14 protein-coding genes are annotated in these 14,874 nt (G+C 65.8%); 7 read left to right on the top strand and 7 right to left on the bottom strand.

What is annotated here, in order from left to right; all coding sequences use genetic code 11:
* Positions 1-214: 214 nt before the first annotated feature.
* From ACFX4F_RS13650 to ACFX4F_RS13635, 4 genes are all read right to left on the bottom strand, one after another.
* Entirely contained in the window at positions 215-586 is a 372-nt protein-coding gene (locus ACFX4F_RS13650; protein WP_380656128.1) for a DUF423 domain-containing protein, read from the bottom strand.
* A gap of 104 nt (positions 587-690) precedes the next feature.
* Complete coding sequence (locus ACFX4F_RS13645) at positions 691-1,764, bottom strand: SRPBCC family protein (protein ID WP_251478263.1); 1,074 nt, start codon at positions 1,762-1,764, stop codon at positions 691-693.
* Positions 1,765-2,009: 245 nt separating this feature from the next.
* Positions 2,010-2,651: a response regulator transcription factor gene (locus ACFX4F_RS13640; RefSeq protein WP_025873873.1), complete on the bottom strand. Its 642-nt coding sequence runs from the start codon at positions 2,649-2,651 to the stop codon at positions 2,010-2,012.
* Positions 2,651-3,856, bottom strand: coding sequence for a sensor histidine kinase (locus ACFX4F_RS13635; protein WP_099819370.1), 1,206 nt, complete (start codon positions 3,854-3,856; stop codon positions 2,651-2,653). The genes ACFX4F_RS13640 and ACFX4F_RS13635 overlap by 1 nt, the downstream gene beginning before the upstream one ends.
* A 149-nt stretch (positions 3,857-4,005) precedes the next feature.
* On the opposite strand from ACFX4F_RS13635, the gene ACFX4F_RS13630 reads away from it, so the two are divergent.
* From ACFX4F_RS13630 to ACFX4F_RS13610, 5 genes are read left to right on the top strand one after another with little or no spacing between them, the layout of a single operon-like run.
* Positions 4,006-4,602 carry a GNAT family N-acetyltransferase gene (locus ACFX4F_RS13630; protein WP_089239530.1) on the top strand — a complete coding sequence of 199 codons (597 nt, stop codon included), beginning with the start codon at positions 4,006-4,008 and terminating at the stop codon, positions 4,600-4,602.
* Positions 4,603-4,604: 2 nt separating this feature from the next.
* Positions 4,605-5,408, top strand: a complete 804-nt coding sequence (gene minC, locus ACFX4F_RS13625) for a septum site-determining protein MinC (protein ID WP_099819369.1) — start codon at positions 4,605-4,607, stop codon at positions 5,406-5,408.
* Positions 5,409-5,444: 36 nt separating this feature from the next.
* The gene (minD, locus tag ACFX4F_RS13620; RefSeq protein ID WP_099819368.1) at positions 5,445-6,254 is read left to right on the top strand and encodes a septum site-determining protein MinD; all 810 of its coding nucleotides are present in this window, start codon (positions 5,445-5,447) and stop codon (positions 6,252-6,254) included.
* Between the two features lie 2 nt (positions 6,255-6,256).
* Complete coding sequence (minE, locus tag ACFX4F_RS13615; protein ID WP_005408532.1) at positions 6,257-6,517, top strand: cell division topological specificity factor MinE; 261 nt, start codon at positions 6,257-6,259, stop codon at positions 6,515-6,517.
* Positions 6,518-6,563: 46 nt separating this feature from the next.
* Positions 6,564-7,043, top strand: coding sequence for a hypothetical protein (locus ACFX4F_RS13610; protein ID WP_380656119.1), 480 nt, complete (start codon positions 6,564-6,566; stop codon positions 7,041-7,043).
* A gap of 112 nt (positions 7,044-7,155) precedes the next feature.
* Here the strand turns inward: ACFX4F_RS13610 and ACFX4F_RS13605 are convergent, their stop codons facing one another.
* The 3 genes from ACFX4F_RS13605 to ACFX4F_RS13595 all read right to left on the bottom strand — a co-directional run bounded on the left by ACFX4F_RS13605 (position 7,156) and on the right by ACFX4F_RS13595 (position 12,804).
* The gene (locus ACFX4F_RS13605; RefSeq protein ID WP_380656116.1) at positions 7,156-8,400 is read right to left on the bottom strand and encodes a DUF819 domain-containing protein; all 1,245 of its coding nucleotides are present in this window, start codon (positions 8,398-8,400) and stop codon (positions 7,156-7,158) included.
* Between the two features lie 125 nt (positions 8,401-8,525).
* Positions 8,526-10,604, bottom strand: a complete 2,079-nt coding sequence (locus ACFX4F_RS13600; RefSeq protein ID WP_099819365.1) for a S9 family peptidase — start codon at positions 10,602-10,604, stop codon at positions 8,526-8,528.
* A gap of 235 nt (positions 10,605-10,839) precedes the next feature.
* Positions 10,840-12,804 (bottom strand): OPT family oligopeptide transporter, encoded by a 1,965-nt coding sequence (locus ACFX4F_RS13595; RefSeq protein ID WP_089239520.1) that lies wholly within the window; start codon positions 12,802-12,804, stop codon positions 10,840-10,842.
* Between the two features lie 295 nt (positions 12,805-13,099).
* Between ACFX4F_RS13595 and ACFX4F_RS13590 the strand changes: the two genes are divergently transcribed.
* Positions 13,100-13,624, top strand: a complete 525-nt coding sequence (locus ACFX4F_RS13590) for a hypothetical protein (protein ID WP_380656112.1) — start codon at positions 13,100-13,102, stop codon at positions 13,622-13,624.
* A gap of 87 nt (positions 13,625-13,711) precedes the next feature.
* Positions 13,712-14,860 carry a DUF1624 domain-containing protein gene (locus ACFX4F_RS13585; protein WP_380656110.1) on the top strand — a complete coding sequence of 383 codons (1,149 nt, stop codon included), beginning with the start codon at positions 13,712-13,714 and terminating at the stop codon, positions 14,858-14,860.
* The last annotated feature ends 14 nt before the right edge of the window (positions 14,861-14,874 follow it).

The following is a 14,874-nucleotide window of genomic DNA, read 5'->3' as shown; positions in this document are numbered from 1 at the left end:
GCGGGATGAACTTGCGGGGGCCGCCGTAAATCCATCCCTGGAGGCTTGGGCGCCGCATCCATGCGGCTTACACCCCCGCAAGCTCATCCCGCCCGCGTCCCGGAATTTTTCCGCGTGCGTTCACCACGGAATTGAACAAACAAAAAAAACAAAGGCGGGTCGCTGCGCTTGAAGCCGGGCATGGGCCGGCGCTACCGATGCGTGGGCGCTGCGGTCAGCGTCTCAACGCGTTGATAGCCAGCAGTACCCATCCGGCCATCAGCGTGGTGCCGCCTACCGGCGCCAGCCGCGTCGGCCACTGCCACAGCGCACCGCCCAGCAGGCTGCCGGCGAACAGCAGCACGCCCAGCAGCAACACATACAACGCCAGATGCGCGATCGCGCCCTGCGCGCGCGGGCCGAGGGCCGCCAGTACCGCACCATGGGCAAACGCATACAACGCCGCCATGTTCAGGTGCTGCTGCGCCAGCGGATCGGACACGCCATGCGCGGCATAGGCGGACAGACCGATCGAGGCGGCCGCCAGCAGCGCCCCCAGGCAGGCCAGCAACGACGGTTTACGCGCGCGTCGTTCGGAATTGAACATGACAGCTCCTTGCGCAATGCCCGACACCGGGCTCGGGATGAAAAAAAACGCGCCGCAGGAAGCGGCGCGTTTTCGTGTCCAACACTACATGGGTCAGCCGAGGCTTACTTGACGGCCCAGTAGATGTCGTACGTCGCTTCCGGGGTGAACGACTTGTCCACGCCGTCCTTCCAGGTTTCGTACGGACGGTCGATGACTTCGTTGCCCGAGGTCACGGCCCAGGCGCGCAGGGCGCTGCGGGCAACGTCCAGACCTGCCATGTGGCCGGTGTAGGCCGCATGCGCCGAACGGTGCGGAGCAACGCGGACGTACTTGACCGGAGCGCCACCGTCGATCTTGACGGTCAGCTGTTCGGCCGGCACGCCTTCGGCACCCTTCTTCTTCACCGGCTGGGCGATGTCGAAGGCGTACTTCTCAGCACCGAAATCGGTGGTGATGATACGCAGCGGACCTGCGGCTTCCAGGCCATTGGCCTCGATCACGCGCTTGATCCACTCCTGGTTGTCCTTGATGGACTTGGTGATGGAGTCCTGGCCGCGGTCGACGTTGCCGGCGGTGACGACCAGCAGGTCTTCGGCCGGGACATCGACGATGCCCAGATCGGTCAGCGGCGCTTCGGAAGTGCGGTAGTCGACATTCGGCACGGTGGCCAGCATGTTCGCCATGCGCGACAGACCCATCTTGATGTCATCGCCGATCTGGCGGCTGACATACAGGCCTGCGTAGCGGCCGAACAGGTCGAAGCCGTACTTCACCGAGTAGTCCTGGGTGATCTTGACGTTGCGGCCGCCCTTGCCGGTCGGCTCCAGGGTGAAGGTGGTGACCTTGTCGTGACCCTTGGAGGCATCGTCGACGGCGATCACAACACGCTTGTTCTCTTCGGCTTCGGTCACCTTCCAGGAACCGGTGCCCAGGTCCTTGGAAGTGAAGTCGAGAGTGGCACCGACGCCGGAAACCGGGCCGGACAGCTTCAGTTCAACGGCGGGATCGCGCAGTACCAGCGGGTTCCAGTCCTTGAAGCGGCGCAGACTGCTGACCGTGTCGTACACGATCGTCATCTTGCGGTTGGTCTCGATGCTTTCGGTGATGTGACGCTCGCCCGGCAGACAGACGCCAATGATGACGAACAGGCCAGCCACGATCCCCAAGGCGATCAGGAACTCGATAATACGGGTCATTCAGAGAGTCTCCGGGGCCGATCCCACGGCCGGGTTGATTGAAGCGAAGCGCCAATCCTAGCAGGCTTCGCGGGCATTGGTTATCGGGATTGGCGCACCGGTTTCCGTGCCGGCGGCGCATTTGTATGCACAAAGAATTCGAAGGGTAACGCATCCGCGTACCCGGCAAGTAGGGGGCAAACAGGGGTCAACCCTGAATCCGGCCCCGGACTGCATGCCAAGTCTTTGTCGCTAAAGGATTTTCCTCACACCAACTGGAGTTCAAACGCTTTCAGGACCGCACGCGTCCGGTCGCGCACGCCCAGTTTGGAGAGGATGTTGGACACATGGTTCTTGATCGTGCCCTCGGCGACCCCCAGCGAATTGGCGATCTCCTTGTTGGAGAAACCGCTGGCCATCAGCCGCAGGATCTCGGTCTCACGGTCGGTCAGCGGGTCGGGACGGTCCAGGCTGACGAAGTCGTTGCGCATGTGCTCCAGCCCGGACAGCAGGCGCTGGGTCACCGCCGGCTGCACCAGCGAACCGCCATCGGCCACCGTGCGGATCGCCCCGACCAGCTGCGCCAGGGTCACATCCTTGAGCAGGTAGCCCTTGGCACCGGCCTTCAGCCCGGCCAGCACCAGCTGGTCATCGTCGAAGGTGGTCAGGATGATGGTCGGCGGCAGCTGTTCCTGCCGTGACAGCACCTGCAGCGCCTCCAGCCCGGACATCACCGGCATGCGCATGTCCATCAGGACCACGTCCGGACGGATCTGCGGGATCAGCTCGACCGCCTGGCGGCCATCGGCGGCCTCGGCCACCACTTCGATGCCGTCGTCGAGCGCCAGCAGCGAGCGGATCCCCTGCCGCACCAGGGTTTGGTCGTCGACCAGGCAGACGCGAATCATCAACGCACTCCTTCAGGAACCTGGGTAAGGGCCGCCAGCACCGTTGCCGGTACCGTCGCCCGCAGCCGGAAGCCTTCGCCGGGGCGGGTCTCCACCTGCAGCTGGCCTCCACATTGTTGCAGGCGTTCGCGCATGCCGCGCAAACCATTGCCCACATTGACCGTTTCCGCCCCGACACCGTCGTCGCGGGCCTCCACCACCACCAGGTCCGGGACCTCACGGTACACCCGCAGCCACAGGTGGCGGGCGCCGGCATGGCGCACCGTGTTGGTGATGATCTCCTGGGTGCAGCGCAGCAGCACGTGGGCCCGCTGCGGGTCTTCCACGTTCAGCGGCTCCTCGATCTCCAGCTGGATGTCCAGCGAAGGCACGTGCTCGGTCAGCGGACGCAGGGCAGCGGCCAGGTCGATCGCGCCGGTCTCGCGCAGCTGGCTGACCACCTCGCGCACGTTGCCCAGCAGCAGCTTGGCCAGGGCATGCGAGCGCTTCACGTGCTCCAGCGCCTGGCCCTCGGCCAGGTGGCCGGCCACTTCCAAGTTCAGGGTCAGCGCGGTCAGCTGATGGCCCAGCAGGTCATGCAGTTCGCGCGAAATGCGGGTGCGCTCGTTCACCCGTGCGCTTTCGGCCAGCAGCGCACGGGTGGCGCGCAGTTCGGCATTGAGCCGGCGCTGCTCCTCGCGCGCCTCGGCCTGGCGGCGGGCCACCAGCGCGATCACGAACACGAAGCTGGAGAAGCCCATGTAACCGACGGCCTGCAGCACGGCGATGACCGGCGGGAAGCCCAGAGGCTGGATATAGACCGGCAGCACGGCCAGGTTGCTGGCCACCAGCCACACCACGCCGATGCGCGGGCCCAGCAGCCAAGGCAGCAGGCCGGCCACCACCATCAGCAGGATGCTGCCCAGCGCAGTGCCGGAGAAATAGCTCACGCCGATCGCGCAGGCCGTCAGCAGGATCAGCGCGGCATGGTCGAAGAAGCCGGGCCGGCTCTCGCCCAGCGAGCGGGTCAGCACCCAGTACACGAAGCCGAAGGCCAGGTAGGCCGAGGCCCAGGGAATGATCCGGAAGCCGGCCTCGCCGTCCAGGCTCTCCAGCGTCAGCGACACCGGGTCGATCAGGTAGATCGCAAGCCAAAGGCCGACGGTGCCCCAGGTGAACAACCCGGAGTAGCGCAGCATCGCATTGTGGTTGAGTCGGGCCAGCATCACCCATCGTAGCCTGTGCGTGGCCGCTCCCAAGCGCCGAAAGTCATGCTTGGGCATATCCCCTGTTCATGCCGCAGCCCACCCCGGGCATGCAATAATCGTGCGCAGGGTCTTGTAATGGACCAACCGCGTTACCCCACGGAGTCACAATGTCGATTGTCATCCGCGACGTGCGCGAGCACGAGCTCGATTCCGTCCTGGCTTTGAACAACAATGCTGGCCTGGCCATCCTTCCCCTGGATGCCGAGCGCCTGCGCCTGTTCTATGCAACCGCTGAGTATTTCCGCGTCGCCGAGCGCGACGGCAACCTGGCCGGCTTCCTGATCGGCTTCGGCAGCGACAGCCAGCACGACAGCAGCAATTTCGCCTGGTTCAAGCAACACCTGAACACCCCCTTCTTCTATATCGACCGCATCGTGGTCGCCAGCCGCCGTCGCGGTGGTGGCGTCGGCCGTGCGTTCTACGCCGATGCGCAGAGCTTCGCCGAGCTGCGCTACCCGCAGATGACCTGCGAGGTGTTCCTGGACCACGGCGCTGATGCCGCCCTGCTCTTCCACGGCAGCTTCGGCTTCCGCGAGCTGGGCCAGAACACCATGCCGCAGGTGGACGTGCGGGCCAGCATGCTGGCCAAGGAACTGTGCAGCTTCCCGTGGGTGAACGAAACCTACGGCGGCAAGCTGCCCGATGTGGCGTGGGCACGCGACCGGCAGCTGCCGGCGCAGGCACAGCGGTCGACGGGGACTTGAGCGTGGCGGTGAATTTCGATTACGAACAGGCCGGTGAACTGAAGATCGGCCAGGTGGGCATCGCCAACCTGCGCATCCGCACCCTCGATGTTGAACGCCTCGTGCAGGAAATGCAGGAGCGGGTCAGCCGTGCGCCGAAGCTGTTCGGCCGGGCGGCGGTGATCCTCGACTTCGGCGGCCTCAGCCAGGTGCCCGACGTGGCGACGGCACAGGCGCTGGTGGATGGCCTGCGCAGTGCCGGCGTACTGCCGGTGGCACTGGCCTATGGCACCAGCGCGGTCGACCTGCTGTCGCAGCAGCTCGGCCTGCCGCTGCTGGCCAAGTTCCGCGCCCAGTACGAGCGCGCCGAGGCAGAGCCTGCCCCGCCGCCGGCACCCGCACCGGAACCGCGGCGTGCCGCGCGGGCCGAGGCGAAGGCCGCACCGGCAGCGGCTCCGGCCACGCCGATGGGCAAGGCGGCCGATGCCGCCGCGCCACAGCCGGGGCGCATGCAGCTGGGCAACGTGCGTTCGGGCCAGCAGCTGTATGCGGAAAACTGCGACCTGACCGTGATGGCCACCGTCGGCGCCGGCGCCGAGGTCATCGCCGATGGCAGCATCCATATCTACGGAACCCTGCGCGGCCGTGCGCTGGCAGGGGCCCAGGGCAACACCGCGGCACGCATTTTCTGCCGTGATTTCCATGCGGAACTGGTCGCCATTGCAGGCCATTACAAGGTGCTGGACGATGTCCCGGAAACCCTGCGCGGCAAGGCCGTGCAGGTGTGGCTGGAACAGGACCAGATCAAGATCGCTGCGCTGGACTGACGCAGCACCTCAAACAGAATCATCAGGAGAAGTCCTTTGGCTGAAATCATCGTAGTCACCTCCGGCAAAGGCGGCGTCGGCAAGACCACTTCCAGCGCCAGCCTTGCCTGCGGCCTGGCAAAGCGTGGCAAGAAGGTGGCGGTGATCGACTTCGACGTCGGCCTGCGCAACCTCGACCTGATCATGGGCTGCGAACGCCGCGTGGTGTACGACTTCGTCAATGTCGTGCACGGCGAAGCCACCCTCAAGCAGGCCCTGATCAAGGACAAGCGCTTCGACAACCTGTTCGTGCTGGCTGCCTCGCAGACCCGCGACAAGGATGCGCTGACCCAGGAAGGCGTGGGCAAGGTCCTGAAGGACCTGGCCGCCGACGGCTTCGACTACATCATCTGCGACTCCCCGGCAGGCATCGAGAAAGGCGCCTTCCTGGCGATGTACTTCGCCGACCGCGCGGTGGTGGTGGTGAACCCGGAAGTGTCCTCGGTACGCGACTCGGACCGCATCATCGGCCTGCTCGACTCGAAGACCCACAAGGCCGAATCCGGCCAGGACGTGCCGGCCTTCCTGCTGCTGACCCGCTACACCCCGGTGCGCGTGGAAAGCGGCGAGATGCTCAGCATCGCCGACGTCGAGGAGGTCCTTGGCCTGAAGGCGATCGGCGTGATCCCCGAATCGGGCGACGTGCTCAATGCCTCCAACAAGGGCGAGCCGGTCATCCTGGACGGCGAATCCGCTGCCGGCCAGGCCTATGACGACGCCGTCGCACGCATCCTCGGCGAAGAACGCCCGATGCGCTTCACCAACGTCGAGAAGAAGGGCTTCTTCAGCAAGCTGTTCGGAGGGTAAGCATGGGCCTGTTTGATTTCCTCAAAGCGAAGAAGACCACCGCCGAAACCGCCAAGAACCGCCTGCAGATCATCATCGCGCAGGAGCGCAGCCACCGTGGCGGTCCCGACTACCTGCCACTGCTGCAGCGCGAGCTGCTGGAAGTGATCAAGAAGTACGTCAACATCGACGTCGATGCAGTGAAGGTGGACCTGGTCAAGGATGGCCAGCACGACGTGCTGGACATCTCCGTGGCGCTGCCTGAAGGCCCGGACAAACCCTGACCCCCTGCCCCGCCCGTGCCTGCATGGGCGGGGCTGCCTGACCCGCATGACTGATACCACGCCCGAACCGAACGTTACCCGCGTCGGCGACATCGCCTTCGCCGATGCGCAGCGCCTGCTCGCTGCCCATGAGCTGCGGCTGCACCACGTTGCGGCCGGCGAACCGATCCCGGGCAGTTACTGGGGCGAACCCGAGGCCGGCATCATCGCCAGCGACGTGTACGTGCGCGATGACACGCCGGTGCATTCGATGCTGCATGAGGCCTGCCACCTGATCGTGCTGCCGCCGGAGCGGCGCGCGCAGGTGCATACCGATGCCACCGACTCGGTGCCCGAAGAAGACGCCACCTGCTACCTGCAGATCGTGCTGGCAGGGCACCTGCCGGGGGTTGGCAGTGCGCGGTTGATGGCCGACATGGATGCGTGGGGGTACACGTATCGGTTGGGGTCTACGAAGGCATGGTTCGAGCAGGATGCGGAAGACGCGAAGGCGTGGTTGATCGAACGCGGGTTGCTGCAGGCGTAGAGCATCCACGCATGGCGTGGATCTACTGTAGGGCCGAGCCCATGCTCGGCTGCTCTTCGCCGTTGCCTGCACAAATGCATAAGCAGCCGAGCATGGGCTCGGCTCTACAGGATCAACCCTGCCCCGCCAGGGCGCGCAGGGTGATGCCGACCACATACGCCAGATAGGTGCCGGTGGCATACCCCATCGTGCCCAGCAGCACGCCCACCGGCGCCAGCGCCGGATGGAACGCGGCGGCCACCACCGGCGCCGAGGCCGGGCCGCCGATGTTCGACTGCGAACCGATGGCGAAGTAGAAGAACGGCACCTTCAGCAGCTTGCCCAGGCACCACAGCAGCGCGATGTGCACGCTGATCCAGATGATGCCGAGCAGGAACAGCCACGGGCGATCCAGCAGCGCCAGCAGATCCATCTGCATGCCGATACAGGCGATCAGGAAATACAGCAGCAGCGAGCCCAGTCGCGAGGCGCCCGCGCCTTCCAGGGTGCGTGCACGGGTGAAGCTCATGCCCAGGCCGAGCGTGGTCGACAGCACCACCACCCACACGAATGGCGCATCCAGGCTGAACTGCGATGCCCAGCTGACATTGACCTTGAACCAGGCCGCCAGCGGCGCGCCGATGGCGTGGGCAAGACCAACGCCACCGAAGGCCACGGCCACGATCAGCATCAGGTCGGTGAGGCTGGGAATGCGCTCGTGCTCGGCCTGGAAGCGCGCGATGCGCTCCTTCAGTTCGTCGATGGCCGAGGTGTCGGCGCCACTGCGTGCATCGATCTTCGCCGCGCGCCCGGCCAGGAAGATCAGCGCCGCCATCCACACGTAGCCAACCCCCACATCGACCACCGCGAACTGGCCGAAGGTGGTCGCATTGACGTCGAACACTTCGCGCATGGCCAGCATGTTGGCACCACCGCCGATCCAGCTGCCGGCCAGTGCGGCCATGCCGGCCCAGGTATCGCCGGCGACGGTATCGGGATGGATAGCACGCATCACCAGGAACGCCACGACCGCACCCAGCATGATGCTGGCCGAGGCGCCCAGGTACATCAGCACCAGCTTCGGCCCCAGCCGCAGGATGCCCTTGATGTCGACCGCCAGGGTCAACAGGATCAGCGCCGCCGGCAGCAGGATGTCACGCGCGACCGGGTTGTACAGCTTGGTGTTCTGCCCGTCGATCAGGCCGAACGTGTTGTAGATGCCCGGCAGCAGGTAACACAGCAGCAGCGCCGGCACGAAGGTATAGAAGCGCTTCCACAGGCCCTGCTCGCGCGAAGCGGTCCAGAACACGGCGCCGAGGGTGGCGGCGATCAAACCGAAGACGACGATGTCGTTCTGGATCAGGGCGGTCGAGGGCATGCAGGCGCTCTTGTTCGGGGTCGGATCCCTTTCGCCATGCGAAAGGGCTCTGACCCCAGGGACGGTCGATGGCGGGGTCAGAGCCCTTCCGCCGTGCGGAAGGGATCCGACCCCTCGGCGCTACATCAGTTGCCGATGTGCTGCTTCAGCCAGGCGTTGACGGTGTCATGCCACAGGATGCTGTTGTTCGGCTTCAGCACCCAGTGGTTTTCATCCGGGAAGTACAGGAACTTCGACTCGATGCCCTGGCGCTGGGCAGCGGTGAACGCGGCCAGGCCCTGCTCGACCGGAATGCGGAAGTCCTGCTGGCCGTGGATCACCAGGATCGGCTTCTTCCAGTCAGCCACGTGGTTGACCGGATTGAACTTCTCATAGTTCGCCGCCTTCTGGTACGGGGTACCGCCCTGCTCCCATTCGGTGAACCACAGCTCTTCGGTGGCGTAACCCATCATGCGCTGGTCGAACACGCCGTCGTGGTTGACCAGGCACTTGAACGGGCTGTTCCAGTTGCCGGCGATCCAGTTGACCATGAAGCCGCCGTAGCTGGCGCCCAGCGCGCAGGCCTTGTCACCGTTGAGGAAGTCGTACTTCTTCAGCGCCGCACTCCAGCCCTTCTGCAGGTCTTCCAGCGGACGGTCGCCCCAGTGCTGGCTGATCGCATCGGTGAAGGCCTGGCCGTAACCGGTGGAGCCATGGAAGTCGATCATCACCACGGCGTAGCCCTGGCCCGCATAGGTCTGCGGGTTCCAGCGGTAGCTCCAGCCATTGCCGAAGCTGCCCTGCGGGCCGCCGTGGATCAGGAACGCGACCGGGTACGACTTGCCTTCCTGGTAGTTGTGCGGCTTGACCACATAGCCATGCACGGTGTCGTTGTTCCAGCCCTTGAACTCGAACTGCTCGTAGTCACCGAAGGACACGTCCTTCAGCACCTCGCCAGCGGCGGGGGTCAGCGCGCGCAGCGCGCCAATCGGCTCACCAGCAGCAGGCAGCAGGCCGACCAGCACCTGGTCGTTGCTCTTCAGGCTGTTGCGGGTGATGGCCACGCTGTTGCCGGCCACGTCCACAGCAGTGACGCTGCCGTCGCCGATCAGCTTGGTGGCCTTGCCGCTGGCCACGTCGATCTGGAACAGCGGATGTTCGCCGAGGTCGTCGGCAGTGGTGTAGATGCTGCCGCCGTCGGCGGACAGGGTGATGCCACCGGCCGAACGGTCCCACTGCGGAGCGATCTCGCGCGTCTTGCCGCTGGCCAGGTCCATCGCCATCAGGCCGAAACGATCGGCTTCGAAGCCCGGGCGCTTCATCGCGCGGTAGAACAGGGTCTTGCCGTCGGCGCTGAACACCGGGCCGGCATCCCAGGCCGGGTTGGACGCGGTCAGGTTGACCGGCGCCTGCTTGCCGGCGGCATCGAAGCGGTACAGGTCGAAGTTGGTCGACCACGACTCCTGCTTGCCGGCCACACGGATGCTGGCGACCACGCTGCTGCCATCCGGCGACCACGCGAAATCATCATTGCCACCGAACGGCTTGGACGGAGCATCGCCATCGATGGTCGCGCTCAGCGCCGAAGCGCCCTTGACCGCACCGGACTTGGCTGCCGGCAACGGGGCGACGAACAAGGTGTTGCGGCGGCCGTCGTTCCAGGTATCCCAGTGGCGCACGAACAGCGAATCGAAGACCTTGCCGCTGGCCTTGGCGCCTTCCATGTCCTTCAGCTTCTTTTCGGTGCAGGCCAGGTCCGAGGCGCAGGCCTGGAACACGCCGGCGCTGAACAGCACGCGGTCGTCCTGCGGCGACACGTGGTAGCTGTCCACGTCCACCGGGAAATCGGTCAGCTGGCGCGGGGCGCCGCCACTGATCGGCTGTGCGTACAGCTGCTGGCTGCCGTTCTTGGCGCTGAGGAAATACACGGTCTGGCCATCGGCCGACAGCGATGCGGAATTGACGTTCCAGCCCGCCGGGGTGATCTGCTTCGGCGGCGCTGCGTCGCGGGTGCGCAGGTTGCGCGCGAACAGGGCGGTGCTGGCCTTGAGGTTGGCATCGGTGCTGCGCTTGGCAAACACCACGGTGCCGCCGTCAGCGGTCAGTACCGGCGCGGAGACGCGGTCCATGGCCACCATGTCGCGGATCTCCAGGCCACGGGCAGCGGCGACGCTGGGCAGGGCAGCCAGCAGGCTCAGTGGCAGCAGGGCATGACGCAGTTTCATCGGGGTCTCCGCAGGACGGCAAAAAACCGATGGTAGGCCTGCGCGGCCGGGCCTGCCAAGGCCATCGGTCATGGCCGGGGCCGAGCTGCCGCCAGAAAAAGCAAACCGCGCCGAAGCGCGGTTTGTCGGAGGTCGGGGTCGGATCCGATTCCATGGGAATCGGCTCTGACCCCAGACGCTGCCAGCATGGGGTCAGAGCCCTTCCCTGCGGGAAGGGATCCGACCCCCGTGGGCGTCATGCCACGGCGCGCTTGCCGGTGCGGTAGATCAGCCAGCCGACCAGGAACAGCACGGCCAGGCCGATCCACTGCGCGGCCGGCAGGTGGAACGGCACGGCCAGCACGTCGGCACGGCTGCTGACCACGATCGGCACGGCGATGGCGATACCCATCAGCGCCTCACCGGTGATCAGGCCGGCAGCGAACAGCACGCCCGGCTTGTGCACGCGGTCGCGGCCCTCTTCGTCATCGGCGCGTACCTTGTGGAAGCGCTCGACCAGGTAGGAGATCAGGCCACCGAGGAAGATCGGCACCATCAGTTCCAGCGGCAGGTAGATGCCGATCGCCGCGGCCAGTACCGGCACGCGGAAACGCGAGTTGCGCGACTTCAGCCAGCTGTCGAAAGCGATGATGGCGGCACCGACCACGGCACCGATGCCGATGAAGGTCCACGGCAGCTCACCGCCGAACAGGCCCTTGGCCACCGAAGCCATCAGGTTCGCCTGCGGTGCGGCCAGCGCATTCGGATGCAGCTCCGACTTGACGCCGATGCCGTAGGCGGTGGCCAGCAGGTTCAGCACCGGGGCCATGATCAGCGCGCACGAGAACGCGCCGATGCCCAGCATCAGCTGCTGCTTCCACGGGGTGGCACCGACGATGTAGCCGGCCTTGAGGTCCTGCAGGTTGTCGCCACCCACGGCGGCGGCACAGCACACCACCGCGCCGATCATGATCGCGGCCACCGCACCCAGCGGCGCACCGAAGGCACCGACCGGCTGCAGGCCATCCTTGCCCAGCAGCAGCACCAGCACTGCCGAGGCGAACAGGATGGTGGAGATGGTGATGCCCGAGACCGGGTTGTTGGACGAGCCGATCAGACCGGCCAGGTAGGCCGATACCGAAACGAACAGGAAGCCGGCGACGATCATGATGAGGGTCATCGGGATCGACACGTGCCACTGGCCGACGATGGCCTGGTACAGCGCCAGCAGCGGCAGGGTGAACACCACCAGGGCCACCAGCATCCACTTCATCGGCAGGTCGCGCTCGGTGTGCGCCAGTACCGGGCCACCGCTCTTGCGCGCGGCTGCAAAGCCGCTCTTGACGCCGTTGAGCAGCGACTTGCGCAGCGAGATCAGGGTCCAGATGCCACCGATCAGCATCGCGCCGACGCCCAGGTAACGCATCTTCGCGCCCCAGATGGCGAACGCCGCTTCGGTGGACGAGGCGGTGGCGATCGAGGCGGCCAGCGCCGGATCGGTGTTCATGAAGAACGCCTGGTAGATCGGAATGGCGATGTGCCAGGTCAGGATCGAGCCGGACACCACCACGATGCCGACGTTGAGGCCGACGATGTAGCCCACGCCCAGCAGCGCCGGCGACAGGTTGGTACCGATGAACGCGGTGATCTTGGAACTGCCGACATAGGCCGAGGTGGCCCAGGCATCGGGGATCAGGCGCATGCCGCTTTCCGCGGCCAGCTTCACGAAGGCACCGATCACCGCCGACAGGCCGAGGATCTTCAGGCCCGGGCCGGGGTTTTCACCGGCCTTGAGCACTTCGGCCGCCGCCTTGCCTTCCGGGAACGGAAGCGGGTCTTCGACGATCATCGAACGCCGCAGCGGCACCGAGAACAGCACGCCCAGCAGGCCACCGAGACCGGCGATGCCCAGCACCCACCAGTACTTGAAGTCCGGCCAGTAGCCCATGATCACCAGCGCGGGGATGGTGAAGATCACACCGGCGGCGATCGACGAACCGGCCGAGGCGCCGGTCTGCACGATGTTGTTCTCAAGGATGGAACCGCCACCCAGCAGGCGCAGCACGCCCATGGAAATGACCGCGGCGGGAATCGCGGTGGCGATGGTCAGGCCTGCGAACAGACCGAGGTAGGCGTTTGCGGCCGACAGCACCACCGCCAGCACGATGGCAAGGACCACCGCGCGGAAAGTGAGCTGCTTGGGCGCAGCGTCATGGTTCATGAAAGCCCCTGCTGGCAAAAAATCCCTTGCACGCTAGCGTTCAGGGGGCGGCAAGTCCAGTGCGGTTCGGGACGGTTGCGGCCGGGCGACCAGTGGGATAGTCGCTTTTGGCCAAACTCGGCCAACACATCAAACGCATCAGGCACATCCCAGGGAGCTACCGGGGCTCGCTGTCTCCTTGCCCTACATGGGCCAGGCCAGCCGCCACTGCGGCACTCCAGGCGACACAGATTGAAGTGGCTCAACCGCCCATGCATGGTGTTCACGATCTGGACGCATGACGCTGAGCTGCCCTATGAACAAAGCCCTTCGGATTCGCCCGATCAAATCGCCAGTCATGGCCATCGTGAGCCTGTTCTGCCTGATGCCGCTTTGCGATCACGCATCTGCCTGGAGTCGCGTTGGCGCGGTCGAGGTCACCGACCACGCCGGCAAACCCTGTTTCGGACTACCCAAGAAAGAGCGCAAGCGTATCGGTAAGACTCCGCTGGTGTTTGGTGTGGAGGTGCATGACGCAGTTACTCCACCACTGCGGCGGCAATGGTCTTTCTACTTTGCCGATCCCGCGTCAATCTCGCTTCCGCTCGGAGCCTGCGTGGTCTACGGAGAAGCACCAGCCAACGCTGTTGCAAGGCAAACGGCAATGCCGCTGCAGCCTGGACGCCTGTACGACGTCTCGATGTCGGCCACCAGGACCGGTGCTACCCAGTTCCACAGCGCCCGGTTCTGCATGAAGGCGAACCCCGACGGAAGCCTGCGAGCGATCCAGGTCCACTACGACAAGGCGCTGGGCTGGAGTCCCTCGGTCTGCCTGCCCTGAGCCGTCGCGCTTGTCGACGCCTCTCAGCGCGTGCTGGAAACACGCTGCTGTTATGTTATATCCTGTCACGCCGGTCGAGCATCTCACGTGGCACCCTCCCCCTCCCCCCGGCTGGCCTCCATCGACCAGCTGCGCGGCACCGTGATGCTGCTGATGCTGCTCGACCACGTCCGCGAGACGTTCTTCCTGCAGTACCAGGTGAGCGACCCGATGGACGCGGCGACCGTGTCCCCTGCCCTGTTCGCCTGCCGCCTGCTGGCGCACCTGTGCGCACCGGTGTTCGTGCTGCTGACCGGCCTGTCGGCGTGGCTGTATGGTCAACGCCAGGCCGACCCGCGCCGCGCCATCGCCGCCTTCCTGCTCAAGCGCGGCCTGTTCCTGGTGGTGCTGGAACTGACCCTGGTCAACTTCGCCTGGACCTTCCAGTTCCCGCCGGACACGGTGTACCTGCAGGTGATCTGGGCGATCGGCCTGAGCATGATCGCGCTGGCTGGCCTGCTGTGGCTGCCGCGGCCGCTGCTGGCGATGCTGGCGGTGGCGCTGGTGGTTGGCCACAACCTGCTGGATGGCGTACGCGTGCAGGGCGACGGCGCCCTGGCGGTGCTGTGGAAGGTGCTGCACCAGCGTGACTGGATCGAGGCGGGGCCGTTGAGCCTGCGTACCTCCTACCCGGTGCTGCCGTGGATCGGGGTGATCGCGCTGGGCTACCTGATGGCGCCGTGGTTCGCTGCCAGCAGCGATCCGGAACAGCGCCGACAGCGATTGCTGTGGGCCGGGCTGGGCGCGCTGGCCGCCTTCGCCCTGCTGCGCTTCGCCAACGACTATGGCGACGCGCCCTGGCAGTACCAGCAGACCACGCTGCGCACGTGGATGAGCGTGTTCAACATCACCAAGTACCCGCCCTCGCTGCAGTTCCTGCTGCTGACCCTTGGCGCGGGCCTGCTGCTGTTGCGGCTGTACGAGTGGCCGCCGCTGGCGCGTGCGCTGCGGCCGCTGGCCGATATCGGTGCAGCGCCGATGTTCTACTACCTGCTGCACCTGTACGTGCTGAAGCTGCTGTACCTGGCCGCGTTGAAGACCTGGGGCCCGACCCACGGCAGCCTGTATGCACTGGACTCGGTGGCCGGCCTGCTGCTGGTGGCCTGCGCGCTGGCGGTGGTGCTGTATCCACCAACGCGGGCGTTCGCGCGGTTCAAGGCACGGCGACGCGACCTGGCCTGGTTGCGGTATCTGTGAACGGTAGCGGGGGG

It is taken from the genome of Stenotrophomonas sp. YIM B13575, assembly GCF_042787595.1.
Classification (GTDB): Bacteria; Pseudomonadota; Gammaproteobacteria; order Xanthomonadales; family Xanthomonadaceae; genus Stenotrophomonas; species Stenotrophomonas lactitubi_B.
Note: the sequence above shows the minus strand (reverse complement) of the source record. Positions and strands in the feature narration are given on the sequence as shown.

What these genes read in the sequence shown, in the direction of transcription:
- ACFX4F_RS13650 (WP_380656128.1), bottom strand. Translation starts at nt 586, where the DNA reads ATGTTCAATTCCGAACGACGCGCGCGTAAACCGTCGTTGCTGGCCTGC.
- ACFX4F_RS13645 (WP_251478263.1), bottom strand. Translation starts at nt 1,764, where the DNA reads ATGACCCGTATTATCGAGTTCCTGATCGCCTTGGGGATCGTGGCTGGC.
- ACFX4F_RS13640 (WP_025873873.1), bottom strand. Translation starts at nt 2,651, where the DNA reads ATGATTCGCGTCTGCCTGGTCGACGACCAAACCCTGGTGCGGCAGGGG.
- ACFX4F_RS13635 (WP_099819370.1), bottom strand. Translation starts at nt 3,856, where the DNA reads ATGCTGGCCCGACTCAACCACAATGCGATGCTGCGCTACTCCGGGTTG.
- ACFX4F_RS13630 (WP_089239530.1), top strand. Translation starts at nt 4,006, where the DNA reads ATGTCGATTGTCATCCGCGACGTGCGCGAGCACGAGCTCGATTCCGTC.
- minE (WP_005408532.1), top strand. Translation starts at nt 6,257, where the DNA reads ATGGGCCTGTTTGATTTCCTCAAAGCGAAGAAGACCACCGCCGAAACC.
- ACFX4F_RS13610 (WP_380656119.1), top strand. Translation starts at nt 6,564, where the DNA reads ATGACTGATACCACGCCCGAACCGAACGTTACCCGCGTCGGCGACATC.
- ACFX4F_RS13605 (WP_380656116.1), bottom strand. Translation starts at nt 8,400, where the DNA reads ATGCCCTCGACCGCCCTGATCCAGAACGACATCGTCGTCTTCGGTTTG.
- ACFX4F_RS13600 (WP_099819365.1), bottom strand. Translation starts at nt 10,604, where the DNA reads ATGAAACTGCGTCATGCCCTGCTGCCACTGAGCCTGCTGGCTGCCCTG.
- ACFX4F_RS13595 (WP_089239520.1), bottom strand. Translation starts at nt 12,804, where the DNA reads ATGAACCATGACGCTGCGCCCAAGCAGCTCACTTTCCGCGCGGTGGTC.
- ACFX4F_RS13590 (WP_380656112.1), top strand. Translation starts at nt 13,100, where the DNA reads ATGAACAAAGCCCTTCGGATTCGCCCGATCAAATCGCCAGTCATGGCC.